This window comes from Stutzerimonas azotifigens DSM 17556 (assembly GCF_000425625.1).
GTDB classification, from domain to species: Bacteria; Pseudomonadota; Gammaproteobacteria; order Pseudomonadales; family Pseudomonadaceae; genus Stutzerimonas; species Stutzerimonas azotifigens.
Genome location: NZ_KE384409.1, coordinates 246,273 through 261,166, shown reverse-complemented (window position 1 = coordinate 261,166; position 14,894 = coordinate 246,273). Strand labels below are relative to the sequence as shown.

At 68.0% G+C, this 14,894-nt stretch carries 11 protein-coding genes and 1 tRNA gene; 2 read left to right on the top strand and 10 right to left on the bottom strand.

Annotated features, from left to right (window positions below; translation table 11 throughout):
* Positions 1 to 545 precede the first annotated feature (545 nt).
* A complete protein-coding gene (locus H610_RS24580) occupies positions 546 to 3,683 on the bottom strand; it encodes an ATP-binding protein (RefSeq protein ID WP_161630472.1) in 3,138 nt (1,045 codons plus the stop codon).
* 435 nt (positions 3,684 to 4,118) lie between these two features.
* On the opposite strand from H610_RS24580, the gene H610_RS0113160 reads away from it, so the two are divergent.
* Positions 4,119 to 4,376, top strand: a complete 258-nt coding sequence (locus H610_RS0113160; protein WP_028240108.1) for a hypothetical protein — start codon at positions 4,119 to 4,121, stop codon at positions 4,374 to 4,376.
* Positions 4,377 to 4,416: 40 nt separating this feature from the next.
* Positions 4,417 to 5,499, top strand: coding sequence for a DUF1615 domain-containing protein (locus H610_RS0113155; RefSeq protein WP_028240107.1), 1,083 nt, complete (start codon positions 4,417 to 4,419; stop codon positions 5,497 to 5,499).
* A 4-nt stretch (positions 5,500 to 5,503) separates the two neighbouring features.
* Here the strand turns inward: H610_RS0113155 and H610_RS23860 are convergent, their stop codons facing one another.
* The 9 genes from H610_RS23860 to H610_RS0113110 form a co-directional block, all read right to left on the bottom strand.
* Positions 5,504 to 7,129 carry a hybrid sensor histidine kinase/response regulator gene (locus tag H610_RS23860; protein WP_051231728.1) on the bottom strand — a complete coding sequence of 542 codons (1,626 nt, stop codon included), beginning with the start codon at positions 7,127 to 7,129 and terminating at the stop codon, positions 5,504 to 5,506.
* 33 nt (positions 7,130 to 7,162) lie between these two features.
* A complete protein-coding gene (locus tag H610_RS0113145) occupies positions 7,163 to 7,804 on the bottom strand; it encodes an MEDS domain-containing protein (RefSeq protein ID WP_028240106.1) in 642 nt (213 codons plus the stop codon).
* Between the two features lie 175 nt (positions 7,805 to 7,979).
* Positions 7,980 to 8,918, bottom strand: coding sequence for a formate dehydrogenase accessory protein FdhE (gene fdhE, locus H610_RS0113140; protein WP_028240105.1), 939 nt, complete (start codon positions 8,916 to 8,918; stop codon positions 7,980 to 7,982).
* A complete protein-coding gene (locus tag H610_RS0113135) occupies positions 8,915 to 9,613 on the bottom strand; it encodes a formate dehydrogenase subunit gamma (RefSeq protein ID WP_028240104.1) in 699 nt (232 codons plus the stop codon). Before H610_RS0113135 ends, fdhE begins: the two co-directional genes overlap by 4 nt.
* Positions 9,610 to 10,545, bottom strand: a complete 936-nt coding sequence (gene fdxH / locus H610_RS0113130) for a formate dehydrogenase subunit beta (protein ID WP_028240103.1) — start codon at positions 10,543 to 10,545, stop codon at positions 9,610 to 9,612. Before fdxH ends, H610_RS0113135 begins: the two co-directional genes overlap by 4 nt.
* Before the next feature lie 9 nt (positions 10,546 to 10,554).
* Positions 10,555 to 13,623: a formate dehydrogenase-N subunit alpha gene (gene fdnG, locus H610_RS0113125; RefSeq protein WP_152529098.1), complete on the bottom strand. Its 3,069-nt coding sequence runs from the start codon at positions 13,621 to 13,623 to the stop codon at positions 10,555 to 10,557.
* Between the two features lie 213 nt (positions 13,624 to 13,836).
* A tRNA-Sec gene (locus H610_RS0113115) sits at positions 13,837 to 13,932 on the bottom strand.
* 81 nt (positions 13,933 to 14,013) lie between these two features.
* Positions 14,014 to 14,157 (bottom strand): type II toxin-antitoxin system RelE/ParE family toxin, encoded by a 144-nt coding sequence (locus tag H610_RS26190; RefSeq protein ID WP_456243273.1) that lies wholly within the window; start codon positions 14,155 to 14,157, stop codon positions 14,014 to 14,016.
* Between the two features lie 136 nt (positions 14,158 to 14,293).
* Complete coding sequence (locus H610_RS0113110) at positions 14,294 to 14,572, bottom strand: hypothetical protein (protein ID WP_028240100.1); 279 nt, start codon at positions 14,570 to 14,572, stop codon at positions 14,294 to 14,296.
* Positions 14,573 to 14,894: the final 322 nt, after the last annotated feature.

Sequence of the window (14,894 nt, the reverse complement as noted above, 5' to 3'; positions counted from 1 at the left end):
TCGAGACCGCACACATTGCAGGGGCGGCCGTGCCGCGTACTCCTTGTAGGAGCGAGCTTGCTCGCGAACAAGCCGGGCACGGTGCCGCGGCCGACACCGCCAGGCCACTCCCTCTCCCTCCGGGAGAGGGCTGGGGTGAGGGCAGATGCAGATGGCTTTTGTCCCCATCCGCTTTGCGGGCCTGCGGCAACGAGGTCGCAAGCAGAGCTTGCTCCTACAGGCGCAGGGCCTGCCTGCGATCGGCGCCTTGGGCGAGATCGCGGTCGAGACCGCACACATTGCAGGGCGGCCGTGCCGCGTACTCCTGGTAGGAGCGAGCTTGCTCGCGAACAAGCCGGGCACGGTGCCGCGGCCAACACCGCCAGACCACTCCCTCTCCCACCGGGAGAGGGCTGGGGTGAGGGCAGATGCAGATGGCTTTTGTCCCCATCCGCTTTGCGGGCCTGCGGCAACGAGGTCGCAAGCAGAGCTTGCTCCTACAGGCGCAGGGCCTGCCTGCGATCGGCGTCTGAACGATGCCTGGCATCAACGGGCGGCCACTCCGCTCAGGCGCTGTCGGGCATGCGGTCCGGCGCTTCGGCGATGAGCGCGTAGACCTCGTCGATGTTCGCCGGCTTGGTCAGGTGGCGGTCGAAGCCCGAGGAGAGGGCACGTTCCCGGTCGAGCGCCTGCCCCCAGCCGGTGAAGGCCACCAGCAGCACGTCGTGGCCGCCGGGCAGCGACCGGATGGCGGCCGCCACCTCGTCGCCGCGCAGCCCCGGCATGCCGATGTCGAGCAGCGCCACGTCCGGACGGAAGCGCTGGTACGCGTCCAGCGCCTGGCGACCGTCGAAGGCGGTGCACACCTCGTGCCCTTCCATGCGCAGCAGCTCGGCCATGGTTTCGGCGATGTCATGGTTGTCGTCGGCCACCAGCACCTTGCGCCGCACGTGGCGCAGGGTGGGCGCCGCGGGCTCGGAGCGCGGCACGGCGAGGCGCTTGGCCAGCGGCAGGGTGACGGTGAAGCGGCTGCCGTGCCCGAGCCCCTCGCTGCTGACCCGCAGGTCGCCGCCGTGCAGCCGGGCCAGTCCGCGCGCCAGCGCCAGGCCGATGCCCAGGCCGCTGGCCGCCTGGCCGTCCGGCGAGGGGATCTGGGCGAACATGCTGAACACCGACTCCAGGTTCTCGGGGGCGATGCCGATGCCGTTGTCGGCCACGGTGACGTGCGCCTGGTTGCGCTCGAAGGCCACCTCGATGCTGATCTCGCCACCGTCGGGCGTGTACTTGGCGGCGTTGGTGAGCAGGTTGGTGATGATCTGCTCGACCCGCAGCGGATCGGCGTCCAGCTGCAACGAGCGGGTCGGCGGACGGTAGTACAGTCGGTGGCCCTTGGCGTCGAGCAGCGTGCGGGTGGTCTGCATCGCCCCCTCGATGGCGTCGGCGAGCGGCACCGGCTGGCGGCGCAGGACGATCTTGTCGTGGGTGATGCGCGAGACGTCCAGCAGGTCGTCGAGCAGCAGCGCCATGTGCCGCACTTGACGCTCGATCACCTCCTGGCTCCAGCGCTTCTGCGCCTCGCTGGCACCCGGCGAGCCGACCAGCGCGGCGGCCTGGCGGATGGGCGCCAGGGGGTTGCGCAGCTCGTGCGCCAGGGTGGCGAGGAAGGCGTCCTTGCGCCTGTCCGCCTCGAGGAGCTGGCGCTCCTGCTCCTTGCGCTGGGTGATGTTGGCGAACCAGAGCGCGACGCCGCTCTGGAACGGGTTGACGACGATGTGGAACCAGCACTCGCAGCTGTGGCGCTGCGCCTGCCATTCCAGCTCCTGCGTCTCGCGTCGCTCGACCACCTCGACGCAGCAGGCGAACACCGCGTCCCGTTCCCAGCCGGCGACGATGTTGCGCAGGGGCTCGCCGAGCAGTTCGCCGACGCTGCGCCCGAGCGCATGGGCCCCGGCCTCGTTGACGAACTCCATGCGGAAGTCGACCAACTGGCCGTCGCCGGCGCGGATCGGCTGCAGGATCACGAACGGCATGGTCGAGGAGTCCAGCGCCACGCGCAGGCGCTGGGCCGAGCGGCCGGCCTCTTCCTGGGCGCGGGCGCGCTCGATGAATACCGAGGCCATTCCGGCGCACAGGTCGGCCATGCGGACTTCTCGCATCGAGGGCTCGCGCGGCGAGACTATCTGCACCGAGATCGAGCCCATGACGGCGCCGTTGGGGTCCAGCACCGGCGTGGTGTGCACGGCGCGAAAGCCGACCCGGCGCGCCAGCGCCAGAAAAGGCGCGAAATCGGGGTCGGTTTCCACGTCGCGGATCACGATGCGCCCGCCCGAACGCATCGAGCGGCTCGTGGTGCCAGAGGGGACGACCTCCGGGCCGAAATCGGCGAAGGCGTCATCGGCGTAGCCGCGGCTGGCGTGGAGTTCCAACGGGCCGCCGTCGAAGCTCAGGGTCACGGTGCCGTGGCTGGCATGGTGGAAGTTGCACAGCGCCTCGAGAAGGGCGCCCAGCTGCTCGCGCAGGGTCGGCAGCTGCAGCAGGCGCTGGCTCAGGGTCTGCAACAGCTGCAGGTCGTCCACCTGTTCCTTGAGTTCCAGGCGGGTCGCCTGCAGGCGGGTGAGCAGCGCATCGCGTTCGTGCTCGCTGTGCTGCCGGGCCTCGGCGGCGGCCACCAGGGCGTTGCCGACTTCCTGGACCTCGACGATGTCGCTGACCGGCGGCTGCGGCACCTGCTTCTGCCCGATCGCCCGCGCCGCGCGCGTCAGCTGGCGCATCGGCCGGTTGATGCGGCGCGCGGCGAACAGTGCGGCCGACAGCGCCAGCAGCAGCGACAGCAACAGCCCGCCGCCATAGGTGATGAACGCCTGCCGGGCGCTTTCTTCCACCTCGGCGGTGGGAATGCCGGTGACGACCGCCCAGCCGGCTTCGGGCAAGCGCACGAAGGCAGTGTGCATCGACTCGCCTTCGAGGGTCTCGGTCAGGCCGGTGCCTTCGGGAAAGGGATTCTCGGCGAGCAGGGAGGCCAGGCTCGGCGACGCCGGGCCACCCAGCGTGGCGCTGTGCCCGCCGGTGCGGGCGACGCGGATGCCGTTGGCGTCGAGCACGGTGGTCATCCAGCCCGGCGGCTGGCCGCGCATGGTGATCGCCTGGAGCACCGCCTCGGGCTCGAGCACGGCGGTGATCACAAGCTTAAGCCTTCCATCGCGCAGCACCGGCGCGTGCAGGGGCACGCCCCAGCGTCCGCCTGGCCCGCGCGCGAGCTGGCCGATCACCGGCAGCTGGCTCTGCAGCAGCAGTTCGAAGCTCTGGGCCTCGGGCATCCTGCCCAGCCCCTCCGGCGCTTCGTGCGGAACGTGCGCGATGACGCGTCCATCCGGGGTGTTGACGATGACCGCCCGCCAATCGGGGACCAGCGGCAGGACTCGGCGCAGCTGGCTTTCATAGTGGGCGATGTCGCCGTTGTCGAGCAGCGTCGATTCGGCCAGCGCCTGCAGCACGTTGAGCGAACGGCCGAGCTCGAGCTCGATGGCATTGGCCGCCATGCGCGTCGCCTCCAGGCTCCGCTCGCGGGCCTGCTCGGTCTGATGCTGGGTGATCTGTGAGAGTGCGAACCCCGCGGTCACGGCCAGCGGAGCGATGCTCGCCAGCGCGATGGCCAACAGGCGCCTGCGCAGCGGAACGGGGTGCGGCGGCCTGAATGATCCCAAGCTGGCTCTCCACTGCCATGTCTTCGTGGCGGCCGCTGTCATGCGGCTCGTTCTTATGAGTGGCCGGCACTGTCCGGGCGGCCGTGGCACGATCATACGCTCGGCGCAGGTGCCGTAGGCAACAGGATCGAAGGGCGCGGCGACGCCCGGAGCGGCGGCGAACTCCCGCGCGGGCGCCGGGTCCATCCATAGGGTCTGTTGCCATTCGTACGCGGCCGCGCCGGAGCCTGCTTTTTGGTTGCGCGGCAAATGGCGCCATGCGGCGTTGCGGACTTGGCAAGGGATCACCATTGCCTGCGTCCCACGCCTGGCAGATCGCCGCCCGGCCTGGCGCCATTTGACGCGGCAACGCGGCTCGCGATGAAACGGCAACAGACCCTAGGGCCGGCGCATTGCGTTCGGCCGCCAGGAAAGGGCCCGAAAAGGAATGCAACCATGACGATTGCCGAGTTGATCGAGGTGCTCAAATCCTTCCCGCCGGAGCACCAGGTGCTCGTGGAGTCTTCCGACGGCGGTTTCGACGGCGTGGGGCTGGTGCACGAGGTCGAGATCGGCTTCATGCCTTCGCCGCGGCCCTGGAACGGCCAGGTGGGCGGCGCGGTGCTGGCCGGCGAGCTGTGTATCCGCAGCGGCTTCGGCAGCGAGGCCGAGCTGCTGGACAAGGCGGTGGTGATCGAGGGCCTGAGTGGCTAGCCATTCATCCGCCTGGTCGGGAGCCGCCGGCGGCTCCTCGTTGCTGCGTCATGGGTTACTGGCGGCGGCCGTGCTGCTGCTCGCCGGCTGCGGCCTGCGCGAGCCGCGCCCGGCGGCGCCCGAGCCCGCCGAGGTGCGCGCGCAGATCGTCCGGCTGATGCCGGGCAGCGTGCGCGACCGCGAGGGCTGGGCGCGCGACATCCAGGCGTCCTTCGAGGCGCTGGACATCGAGCCGAGTACCGAAAACCTCTGCTCCGTGCTGGCGGTGACCGAGCAGGAATCGACCTTCCAGGCCACCCCGTCGGTACCGGGCTTGGGCCGCATCGCCCGCGCGGAGATCGACCGCCGCGCCGCCAGCCTGCACATCCCGCAGTTCGTGGTGCGCACCGCCCTCGGCCTGGAGTCGCCCACTGGCCAGAGCTACAGCGAGCGGCTGGCCGCGGTGCGCACGGAGCAGCAGCTCAGCGACATCTACGAGGACCTGATCGGCGTGCTGCCGCTCGGCAGGCAATTGTTCGGCAGCCTCAACCCGGTGCGCACCGGCGGGCCGATGCAGGTGAGCATCGACTTCGCCCGCGAGAACGCCCGGCTCTATCCCTGGCCGATCGGGCAAAGCGTGCGCGACGAGGTGTTCAGCCGCCGTGGCGGCATGTTCTTCGGCATCGCCCACCTGCTCGGCTACCCGGCGCACTACGACCGGCCGATCTACCGCTACGCGGACTTCAACGCCGGCTGGTACGCCAGCCGCAATGCCGCCTTCCAGGCCGCGGTGAGCCGCGCCTCGGGCATCGACCTGGCACTGGACGGCGACCTGATCATCCACGGCTCGACGCAGGCGGGCGCCACGGAGCATGCGGTGCGTTCGCTCGCCTCGCGGCTGAAGCTGGACGATCGGCAGATCCGCCGTGCGCTGGAGCGCGGCGACCGCCTGGATTTCGAGGAAACCGAGGTCTACCGGCGGGTCTTCGATCTGGCCGAAACGCGCGCCGGCAGGGCGCTGCCACGGGCCGTGCTGCCGGGGATCACGCTCAAGAGCCCGAAGATCACCCGCAAGCTGACCACCGCCTGGTTCGCCAACCGGGTGGACGAGCGCCGCAAGCGCTGCATGGCGCGCGCCGGGTGAGCCTTCACGGGCCAGTCGAGATCGGGTCGTGGCGGCTCGGCAGCGTGCCTTCCAGCGCGGCGTCGAGGCGGTCGAGCGGCACCGGCTTGACCAGGTGCACGTCGAAGCCGGCGGCGCGCGACTGCTGCAGGTCCTTGAGCTGCCCGTAGCCGGTGAGCCCCACCAGGCGCAGCGCATCCGGCGCGAACCGCGTGCGCAGTGTCCGCGCCAGCTCGTAGCCATCCATCACCGGCAGGCCGATGTCGAGCACGGCGACCTGCGGGCGAAAGCGCTCGGCGAGGCGCAGGGCGTCCAGCGGATCGCTGGAGGCCTCGACGTCGTGGCCGCGCTGGCGCAGGTATTCGCGCATGCTGGCCAGCGCGTCGAGGTTGTCGTCGACGACCAGCACGCGCCTGGGCGCAACCGAGCGGGGCCGGGGCGCCGGTGCGACGGGCTGCGCCAGTGCGTCGGCCGGCTCGAGGACGGGCAGGGTGACGGTGAACACTGATCCGCGCCCGACGCCCTCGCTGTGGGCGGCGACGCGGCCTTCGTGCAACTCGACGAAGGTCTTGACCAGCGCCAGGCCGATGCCGAGGCCGCCCTTGGCGCGGTCGATGGTCGCCACGCCCTGCTCGAAGATCTGGAACAACCGCGGGAACAGCTGCGGGCTGATGCCCGAGCCGTTGTCCTGCACGGCGACCGCCACCTGGCCGTCCTCGACTGTCATGCGCACCTGGATCCGGCCGCCGGGATCGGTGTACTTGGCGGCGTTGCTCAGCAGGTTGGAGAACACCTGCACCAGCCGGGTGGGATCGCCGAACACCCAGACCTGGGCGTCCGGCAGTTCGGTGGTCAACCGGTGATTGCGTTCCTGGAGCAGGCCGCTGGTGTCCTCGATGGCGCGGGTCAGCAACGCGGTCAGCTCGGCCGGTTCCTTCTTCAGCTCCAGCCTGCCGCGGGTCATGCGGGTGACGTCGAGCAGGTCGTCGACCAGCCGCGACAGGTGCTTGGCCTGGCGGTCGATGATCTGGCATTCGCGCGGCAGCCCCTCCTTGTGGCGCAGCTTCAGCAGCTCCAGCGCCATGACGATCGGGGCCAGCGGATTGCGCAGTTCGTGGCCGAGCATGGCGAGGAATTCGTCCTTGGCGCGGCTGGCCTGCTCGCGTTCGTAGTTGGCCCGTGCGGCCTGCACGCCGGTGAGCGCCAGCGAGGCGGCCGCGCGCATGATCGCCAGCTGGGTGACCGAGGGAAAGTCCGGGTCGCCGGAGCCGAACCAGATCTTCCCGCCGTGGCTACCGTAGCCCATGCTCAGGTGCACCAGGCGCATCGGCCCGAGCGGCGTGCTGGCGTCGTAGGCGCGCCCGTCGGGCATGCGGGCGTTCTGCCAGTCTTCGGTATAGGCCTGCCAGGCCTGGTATTCGCCGGACGACAGATAGTTCCCGCCGACCCGCAGCAATCCCTCGAACTCCGGATTCTCGACGATGTTCAGCTGCACGCAGACGAGCTGGACCAGGGCCAGGCGCTCCACCGCCTCGACGGTCAGGCGCAGTACCGTCTCGCTGTCGCGGCCGGCCCAGAGCGCAGGCAGGGCGAGCAGGCCCATGAGGTCGCGGATGCCTTGCTCCTCGCCGTTCTTGCCGGGCTCGCTCATCGAGCGGCCCGCGGTTCGCCTGGCAAAGCCGGATCAGACATGGACGGGCCGTTCCGCCGCCTGGGCCTTGCGCCGTTCGAGTTCGGCGATCATTTCCGATGCCGGCGTGTAGAAGGGGTTTTCCTGAACCACGCCGTTGATCAGCGTCAGCGGGTGGGTGCGCAGCAAGTCCATCATCATCGAGCCGGAGAGCTTGGCCACGTCGTAGACGCAGATGGCGGGCTGGCGCATGTCGGCGAGGATCTCGTTCACTTCCGCCTCGTAGGCGAGCAGGCTGTCGATGCCGGGCACGTCGCCGAAGATCCAGTCCATGTTGCCCATCAGGCGCACCCGCGGATAGCCCGCCTCGGTGGCGGCGCGGCAGACCTGCTGCAGGGTGGAGATCATGCGGTCCTTGTCGAAGGTGCCGTCGTCGCCCAGGTAGGCGCCGTGCCAGGTCTGCACGTCCAGCTGGCCGCAGGCCTCGCAGCCGTGCGCGTCGATGCCGGCCTCGATCAGCCGCTGGCGATGCTCGTCGACGCTGGCCGGGTTGATGATGTGGACGTTCTTTTCGCCCTGCTCGATGGCCTCCTTGAAGAAGGGCACCAGCACGTCGTACTCCTGCTCGCGACTGTCGAAGAAGGCGCAGATGTGGAAGTGCTCGATCTGGGTACCGGCCAAGGATAGATCGTTCATGTGATGTGCCTCGTAGCTGGCGCCTGCATGGAATTGGCGAAGAATCCACTGGCGGGGGTTTGCGGGCCGCCCGGGCATCATACAGGCGGAGGCGGTGGCCTGTAGCCACCGCAGCATTTTATTGCCGTGACGGCCGGTCTGCCTCGGCAGCCGACTGCCGGCGCCTTTGCGGGCGTCAGGCGCCGGCGATGAGGAACGGGTTGTAGCCGCTGCGGGTGTACTGCCCGGCTTCGTCCAGCATCAGGTCCAGCGCCAGGCTGGCCAGGTCGTCGGCGAGCGGATCGGCCTCGGCGTCGAATTCGCGCGGCACGATCTTCAGGTAGCCGTGGCAATGGTCGCAGGCCTCGGCGCGGGCGACGAAGGCCGACTGGTCGCCGTCCTCCAGCCCGAGGTAGTGCAGCTGCCCGCCCTTGTGACAGATCGTGCAGGTTACCCGTTCCAGATGCCATTCGGTAGCGCAGATGGCGCAGTGCAGGTAGCGCACGCCGTTACGTTCGGGCGCCACGTGGACGATGCTGGCCACCGGCTGCGAGCCGCAGCAGGGGCACAGCGCGTAGACGTCCCCCGTCGGCCGCTCCGGCGGGCGGGGCAGGGCGCGGGTCAGGCGAACCCAGGCCACCTGCAGCGCGGCGGCCACCAGCGGCATCTGGCCCCGGCTGCCCGAGTCGCCGGGGTCGGCGTCGAGCACCTGCTCGGCGAGGTCGTCCAGCGCCTGCACCGACAATCCCCGTACGCTGGCCAGCAGCGGGCGCTGGCGTTCCCCGGCCTGCAGTTCGAGCGCATCGAGCAGCGCGGCCAGGTCCTGCTGCCAGTCGATGTCGCGCCGCAGCGCCTGCGCGCCGAGCGGCGGCATGCCGTGCTCCAGCGCGGCGTCGAATGCACCCGCGGCCGGCACCCAGGCCGGTTCGCGGGTTTCCAGCACCTGTTGCTGCGCCTGCACCACCGAGGCGATGAAGGCGAGGAATTCGCCCAGCCCCGGCGTGTTCTCCGATAGCGTGCGCAGGCGCGCGGCGCGCCGGGCGAACAGCTGGTGGTCGGGCAGGACCACCCGGGGCGGCTCCATGATGCCGCTGGGGGCGCTTCCGAAGGCGTGGTTGACGGCAGGTCCCTTCATCGATCCTTTCCTGTTTCTATGTGCTTGCCGGTGGAGGGCAGGGCGGTATCGTCGCCGCGCTCCTTGCCGCGCATGATCTCGTCGTACCAGAGCCCGTGGTGGTGACGGGCCCAGGCATGACTGACGCGGCCCTGGGTCATCGCGCGGATCGAGCCCTTGACCCAGATCGCCGAGTAGACGTGGATCACCAGCGTGATGATGGCGATGAACGCGGCGTAGGCGTGCACCATCGCCGCCGTGCGGTGCAGCCAGAGCGGCACGCCGTCGGCGAACCAGGGCCGCCAGATGATCACGCCGCTGACCAGCAGCACCGGTACCGTGGCGAGGAACAGCCAGTAGACCAGCTTCTGCCCGGCGTTGTTCTTGCCCACCGGCGGCAGGCGCTCGTCGCGGTTGGCGAGCAGGTCGGGCATCTGCTTCATCCATTGCACGTCGTGCCGGCGGATCAGGTTGTCGCCGAAGAAGCGCACCGCCTGGATGAGGAAGAACAGCGTCATGAACACCCCGAGATAGGGGTGGAAGATGCGCGTTTCCTCGGGCCCGCCGAACAGCCCGGTCAGGCTGTAGAAAGTCGGGTAGAACAGCGCCAGGCCGCTGAGCGCGAGCAGCACGAAGCTGATGGCGATCAGCCAGTGGTTGGTGCGTGTCCACCAGCCGTAGCGCAGGATGCCGTGCTTGACGTTGGAGTGGCTCATGGTCGGTCTCCCTCGCGGCGGTCGAGCTCCCGGTCGGCCGCGGCCTTTTCCGGATCGGGATCGTCTTCGGGCTCTTCCTTGGGACCCTTGATCATGTAGTGGAAGAAGCCGGTGAGCACCGAGAGGCCGAGCACCGCCGACATGAGCGGCTTGGTGATGCCCTTCCAGGCCTCGACCACCGGGCTGATCTGCGGATCCTTCGGCAGGCCGCTGTAGATCTCCGGCTTGTCCGCATGCTGCAGCACGTACACCACGTGGGTACCGCCGACGCCGGCCGGGTCGTAGATGCCGGCGTTCTCGTAGCCGCGCTCCTGCAGGCTGGCGACGCGCTTGGCGCCGTAGTCGAGCATGGCCTCCTTGGTACCGAACATGATCGCCGAGGTCGGGCAGCTCTTCACGCAGGCCGGCTCCAGGCCGTGGTACACGCGGTCGGAGCAGAGCGTGCACTTGTAGGCCTTGTTGTCCTTCTCGCTGTAGCGCGGGATGTCGAACGGACAGCCGGCGCGGCAGTAGCCGCAGCCGATACAGTGCTCGGAGTTGAAGTCGACGATGCCGTTGGCGTACTGCACGATCGCCCCCGGCGCCGGGCAGGCCTTGAGGCAGCCCGGCTCGGCGCAGTGCATGCAGTTGTCCTTGCGGATCAGCCACTCGAGGTCGCCTTCCTCGTTGACGTACTCGGAGAAGCGCATCACCTCGAAGGATTCGGCGGACAGGTCGATGGGGTTGTCGTACACGCCGTGGCAGTGGCCCACCTCGTCGCGCAGGTCGTTCCATTCGGAACAGGCGACCTGGCAGGCCTTGCAGCCGATGCACACCGACACGTCGATGAGCTTGGCCACCTGCTGGATGTTGCCCGAGCGCACGTGCGGCGACGGCGTAGGGCTGGCCGAGCGGGCGACGATGTCCTGCAGGTTGATCTGGTCTCCACGCATGGGCTTCTCCTAGAGCTTCTCGAGGTTCACGAGGAACGACTTGAATTCAGGCGTCTGCGTATTGCCGTCGCCGACGAAGGGCGTCAGCGTGTTGGTCAGGTGCGCCTTGCGTGCCACGCCCTTGAAGCCCCAGTGCAGCGGAATCCCGATCTGGTGGACCGTGCGCCCGTCGATTTCCAACGGCACCATGCGCTTGGTGACCACCGCCACCGCGTCCATGTAGCCGCGCTTGGAGCGCACCCGCACCCGCTCGCCCACGGCGATGCCCAGTTCCCCGGCCAGCTGCTCGCTGATCTCGATGAACTTCTCCGGCTGGGCGATGGCGTTGAGCCGCGCGTGGGTGGTCCAGAAGTGGAAGTGCTCGGTCAGCCGGTAGGTGGTCGCCGCGTACGGAAACTCCTTGTTGCTGCCGAAATCGTCCTTGTCCTCGTCGAACACGCGGGCGATCGGGTTGTGGAACGCCAACGGGTTATCCGGGCTCAGCGGGTTGCGGTCGATCGGCGACTCCATCGGCTCGTAGTGCTCGGGGAAGGGCCCCTCGTTGAGCCATTCGCTGGCGAACAGCTGCCCGCGGCCGGTCTGGGTGAGGATGAACGGCCCCACGCCCTCGGACGGCGGCGAGGTCACCGCGAAGTCCGGCACGTCGGCACCGACCCAGCGCGAGCCGTTCCACCAGATGAACGCCTTGTCCTGCGACCAGGGCGTGCCGTCCGGCCTGGCCGAGGCGCGGTTGTACAGCAGCCGCCGGTTCATCGGCCAGGCCCAGGCCCAGCCCAGCGTCATCCCGACGTCGTAGGGGTCGGAGTTGTCGCGCCGATCCATCATGTTGCCTTTTTCGGTGAAGGCACCCGAGTAGATCCAGCATCCGCAGGCGGTGGTGCCGTCCTCGCGCAACTGGCTGAAATCGTCCAGCTGCTCGCCGGCACGGCGGATGACGTTGCCCTGCGGATCGGTGAGGTCGACCAATGCGCGGCCGTTGTACTCCTTGGCCAGCTCTTCGGAAGACGGGTAGGCCGGGTTGGTGTAGTTCCAGGCCAGGTTGAGTATCGGCTCGGGGAAGGCCCCGCCTTCTTCCTCGTACAGCCGTTTGATGCGCAGCATCACCTGCGCCAGGATCTCCGTGTCGGTCCTTGACTCGCCGGGTGGCGGCGCGGCCTTGTGGTGCCATTGCAGCCAGCGCGAGCTGTTGGTGATCGAGCCGTCGTCCTCGGCGAAGCAGGTGGTCGGCAGGCGGAACACCTCGGTGGCGATCTGCGAGGGATCGACCGGATGGAACTCGCCGTGGTTCTGCCAGAACTCGCCGGTCTCCACCTTCAGCGGGTCCATCACCACCAGCCACTTGAGCTTGGACAGGCCCTCGGTGACCTTCGCCTTGTTAGGGAAGGCGGCGAGGATGTTGAAGCCCTGGCAGAAGGCGCCGGTCATCTCGCCACGGACCATCTGGTTGATCGCGTAGAGGATGTCGTAGAGCGGTGCCGACAGCTTCGGCAGCCAGTCGTAGCACCAGTCGTTCTCGGCGGTGGCCACGTCGCCGTACCACTCCTTCATCATGCTGACGAAGAAGCGCTCGTAGAACTTCCAGTACGACACCTCGCCCTCCAGCAACGGCTGCTTGATGCGAGTGCGCATGTAGTCCTGGTAGGTCTGCAGGTTGGCCGACGGCAGGTTCATGTAGCCCGGCAGCAGGTTGGACAGCAGGCCGATGTCCGTGAGCCCCTGGATGTTGGAGTGGCCGCGCAGGGCGTTCACCCCGCCGCCGGGCATGCCCATGTTGCCCAGCAGCAATTGCACCATGGCGCCGGCGCGGATCATCTGCGAGCCGACCGTGTGCTGCGTCCAGCCGAGCGCGTAGAGGATGGTCATGGTCTTGTCCGGCGCCGCCGTCTGGGCGATCACGTCCCAGATCTGCAGGACCTTCTTGCGCGGCATGCCGGTGATGTTCTCGACCTGCTCCACCGTGTAGCGGCTGTAATGCTGGCGCAGCAGTTGGAACACGCAGCGCGGGTGCTGCAGCGTCGGGTCGGTGCGGGCGAAGCCGTTCTCGTCGAGCTCGAAGTTCCAGGTGCTGCGGTCGTAGGTCCGGTTGTCCGGGTTGTAGCCGCTGAACAGCCCGTCCTCGAAGTCGAAGCCCTCACGCACGATCAGCGGCGCGTCGGTGTAGGCGAGCACGTAGTCGCGGTTGTACAGCTCGTTCTCGATCAGGTAGCTGATCAACCCGCCAAGCCAGACGATGTCCGTCCCGGTGCGCAGCCAGGCATGGATGTCCGACACCGCGGTGGTGCGGTTGTAGCGCGGGTCCACCGAAATAAGAATCGCCTTGCTGCGTTCCTTGGCATGGATCACCCAGCGGAAACCGACCGGATGCGCCTCGGCGGAATTGCCACCCATCGAGAGGATGACGTTGGCGTTGCGGATGTCGACCCAGTGGTTGGTCATGGCACCGCGACCGAATGAAGGGGCAAGACCTGCCACCGTCGGTCCGTGTCAGACGCGTGCCTGGTTATCCAGCGTGAGAATGCCCAGTGCCCGGGTGATCTTCTGCGTGAGATACGCCGTCTCGTTGGTACAGGCCGAAGCGGCGACCATCGAGGTGGTCATCCAGCGGTTGACCAGCCGGCCCTGGTCGTCGTGCGTCTGGAAGTTGCGGTCGCGGTCGTCCTTCATGTGACGGGCGATGCGATCGAAGGCTTCGTCCCAGCTGATGCGCTTCCACTCGTTGGTGTTCGGCTCGCGCACCTCCGGGTACTTGACCCGCGACGGGCTGTGGATGAAATCCAGCACCCCGGCGCCGCGAGGGCAGAGCGAGCCGCGGCTGACCGGATGATCCGGATCGCCCTCGACGTGGTAGATGTTGTCGATCACGTTCGCCCCGCCATCGCCACGGGCGTAGAGCAACATGCCGCAGCCGACCGAGCAATAGGTACAGACGTTGCGGGTCATGGTGGCGCCGGACAGCTTGAAATGGCGGACGGATGCAAGGGCCTGGTCAGGGGCGAACCCCATCATGGCCATGCTCGACGCGCCCAGGCCGGCTGCCCCCAACTTGAGGAAATTGCGCCGGGATACGCGCACTGACATGGGTATCTCCTTTCTTATGTATTCGGCTATCACGCTGATGGTCGACTGCCGCCCGGCTTGAGGGTTCCCGGTGCAGACGAACGCATCTTGAAGACTAGACGGCGTTCGCAGTTCACGCCTGCACGCCGGGATGGGCGGTGACACGCCTGTGCGGTCGGTCACGCTTGGCGCGGCAGGCGGCGCATGAACCCGCGGGCGTGCCAGAGAGGAAGGTGGCGGAAGGCAGTGAGAGTCGAACTCACCCGGGAACGGCTGCCGTCCCCAACCGGGTTTGAAGCCCGGCCGCACCACCGGGTGCGATTGCCTTCCTTATTGGGCTCACAAGGACTGCAGAAACAAGCGAAGCGTTGGACAACGAACTGCTGGAAATAGGTCGGAGGCCTCGGAAATTCAGTCGCGTAACGGTGGCCACATCCTGGCTGTATGAACCAGCGCGAGCACCCATACGGTGCCTTCGTCGATCTGGTACACAAGCCGGTAGTTTTCGTGTGGGATCAGCTCGCGGGTGCCTGGAATCTTCCCGGGCTTGCCCATGGCAGGGAGGTCGGCCAGCTTGCTCGCAACGCTGGCAAAGAGTCATCCATACGCGCGGCGGCATGGGCATTGTCGAGGGCAATGAAATCCCATATATCCAAACGGTCCTGCTCAGCTTCGGGCGTCCAGACAACCCTCATTCGTGGCCCAATATTCGGGCGCGCCGCGCCGCGAAGGCCGCCTCGATCTCTTCATTGGAGCGACCACGCCCCGCATCGACGGAGGCGCGTGCGACTTCGACCTTGCGGTGCAGGAAGTCGTCGTAGTCCCTGGCTTGTTGCTGTTGTCGAATGAAGTCGCGCATGAGTTGGCGCATGACTTGGGAAGCAGGCCGGTGGACGGCCTCCGCTGCGGCCATGAACTCGGCACGGAGTTCAGGCTCCAGTTTGAGGTTGAAAACCGCTTCTTTGGCCATGACGGCGCCTCTACGGAACATACAGCTTTTGTATATACGATGTGCCTACATCTTAGCCAGGCAGCGTTCCGAGGGGAACGGGGGCGAGCCGTTGTGAGAGGGCCCGGCCGGGGCGTAACGCTGTTCACTTAGGCAAGCTCGCCCCGAGGTCGGGCCTCCCACAACAGCGGAGTTGCCGACCTGAGCCCCGCGACAGCCAAAGATTTCCGGGTCGTCCTCAGCTAAGTGAACTGCATTACGGCCGGAGCGAGCCCTTCCGAGCCGCCGCGCCTCTGCCTTGTCGTCAGGAGGGCACGTCTCTGACAGGGAAGGAAGGCGACGT